This window comes from Stenoxybacter acetivorans DSM 19021, from assembly GCF_000745895.1.
Lineage (GTDB): Bacteria > Pseudomonadota > Gammaproteobacteria > Burkholderiales > Neisseriaceae > Stenoxybacter > Stenoxybacter acetivorans.
In genome coordinates this window covers 1-2358 of sequence record NZ_JQKE01000122.1, presented here as the reverse complement: position 1 = coordinate 2358, position 2358 = coordinate 1, and the positions used below count along the sequence as shown (strand labels likewise).

At 36.8% G+C, this 2358-nt stretch carries 3 protein-coding genes; all 3 read right to left on the bottom strand.

From position 1 onward, the window contains the following. Nucleotides 1–386 (bottom strand): hypothetical protein (locus Q384_RS10795; RefSeq protein ID WP_037588048.1); only part of this gene is annotated, 386 nt, incomplete at its 3' end. 192 nt (nt 387–578) lie between these two features. Further along, on the bottom strand, nt 579–1172 hold the full coding sequence (locus Q384_RS10790) for a hypothetical protein (RefSeq protein WP_037588046.1): 594 nt from the start codon (nt 1170–1172) through the stop codon (nt 579–581). Between the two features lie 13 nt (nt 1173–1185). Further along, the coding region (locus Q384_RS10785) for a VENN motif pre-toxin domain-containing protein (RefSeq protein ID WP_037588044.1) at nt 1186–2358 on the bottom strand (1173 nt) is incomplete at its 5' end.

The window sequence follows — 2358 nt, the reverse complement described above, 5'->3', positions numbered from 1 at the left end:
TTATTTAATTTTGGTTTCTTGTTTTTTGATTCAGATAAATCAGATGAATTATTCGCTGATTTATCTGAATCTTCTTCCCAATATGGGAAGCAACCCCGACCGACAATAGCCAACAATATTGTTATCAGCGTTATTACCTTTACTCTCCCGTAATCCAATGAAAAATCTAAATCTCTTATTGAAGAAATTATAAAAAATTCTGTAAAAACAACAAAAATAGTTAAAATATTAATCAATAACAATTCTTTTTTTTGTATCGTTACTCCCAATTTTTTTAATATCCATACGATACAAAAAGCATTTCCATCAATGCACAATAAACACAGATTTTCATAACCTATTCCATTTACAACCCATTCATCAACCTTTCTCCCACGCTTAATCATTTCCTATCTTTCTTATTATGATTTCTAAGCCATTCAGAAGATTCGATCAAAAAGCCGAATTTTTCATAATCTCCAATAATCATTTTTACCAACCTTTCTTTTTGCTGTAAATCCAGTTCTGCCTGCACTCTGTCTTTGTCAAAGTTATTTTTCAGGGAGCTCCTGTGTTCGGCGTAGGTTTCGGTACTGACCTTAATTTTCAGAATAATTATTGATTATGGATAAATTTTTTATTTCTTTTTCAAGTGTATTAATAAAATCACTCATATTGAAAATATAACTACAATATTTATTATTATCAACATAAATAGTTTCCCCTAAGTCATTAACATTCAATCCATAAGAAATTTTTCCTGTGTGATCAAGATTGAAACCATAAGAAATTTCTCCCTTTCCATGAATATTTAACCCAATATAGAAAGATGGCGTTAGTGTACCTCTCAAATGAAAGTGATGATCAGAAAAGTAATTGGCAAGCTTTTCAAGATATATAACATCCTGATGTTTATTTATTTCTTCATCTGAAAATTCAACACTATAAAGAATATCTCTACTTTCAGCTATTGAGTTTACAAAAATAAAAGGGGGATCTTGAGGAAATAAATTCTGAGCTAGCTTGCCTTTTTTCTCATTAAACCATTCTATAAACTCTAAAAGTCCCCATTCCCAATCAAGTAAAATTTTATTTCCATAAGAAATAATAATCTCCCCCCAATCATCATTTTTAATACAATTATTTTTATAAGGATTATTTTTTTTAATCAGTTTTACTATTAAATTTTCCATTACTAACTTTCTTTTAAATTGGCTTGTTATTTATTAGTTTATTATATTGTGAGTTTGTTATTTTCCCTTCTTTTAGCCACTGCCTCAGTATATTAGCTCCTCCTTGTTGAGTAATTAATTCATTTGGAGGAATTGGATATCCATGATATCCTCCTGTTCCATCAGGTTGGAACTCATAAATCTTTCCATCTTTAAATCCATATTTTTGTTTTCCAAGACTAGTAGCCTCTTCAAATAATTTCTGTGCTTCATTATTATTCAAATCCATTCGTGTTCCACTACCGCCTTTTTCATGCTTAGGACTGGAAACGTAGCTATCCTGTTTTTCAGAATTTGAATTTTTATTTTCTGTCGTTGTATCCTTATTTGATGTAGTATTCCTACTGCCATTGCCTTTAGAGTTACTGCCTTTCGCTCCATTCTTTAGCGTCAATTGCGCTGCAACCATAGCCGCTAATTGTTCAGCGGCAAGCTGATCGCCTTGTTTGGCTTGTTGAGCCAACATGCTGATTTCCTGCCAAGAATCACCATTCATTAGGCTGGCAATAGATTGGTAAATTTCGCTATTTTTATTTTGGGTATCAGTTAAGGCTTGTTGGCAATAATCAAGTCCTGTTGCACAAGTAACCACCACTAAAGCCCCATCAACTAAGTGATTAGCTTTACCGACACTGCCCTCAGCCGCACCACCGACAACATTAATAGCGGCATTGGTTACTAAAGAAGCAGTGCCTTCTCCTAAATTGTCACGCACAAAATCGGCAACAGATTGTGTGCCGTTTTGAATCTTTTCTTGTACTTTATCCAAAAAAACATGATTATTCACCACCGCATTCTGCGCTGCCTGGCTACCTGAAACAATATCCGCCGTACCCTCGCCGCTAGCCGCACCAACACCCGCCCCAATTAACCCTCCGATGCTGCTCAGCGTTTCTTTCTCCTCCGCACTCAGTTTGCTCGAGTCTTTTGTGCCGAATAACCATTGGGATACCACCGGTATTACCGCTTCCGTACCCGCTGCCGCAATCCCCGCGCTCAACGGGTCATTACCCCCTGCCGCGGCAACGGCGGCTGCCAATATCGCATGCGCCGCTAAGTGGGCGGCGCTGCCTTCTTCGGGGCGACCGCCGTTGTCTTGTTTGTTCTTCGCGGCGTTCGCTTTGAAATACGCGCCGACTTGCTGAAT

Bases quoted from the DNA above. Each gene is read 5' to 3' on its own strand.
- Q384_RS10790 (WP_037588046.1), bottom strand. From the start codon at position 1,172: ATGGAAAATTTAATAGTAAAACTGATTAAAAAAAATAATCCTTATAAA.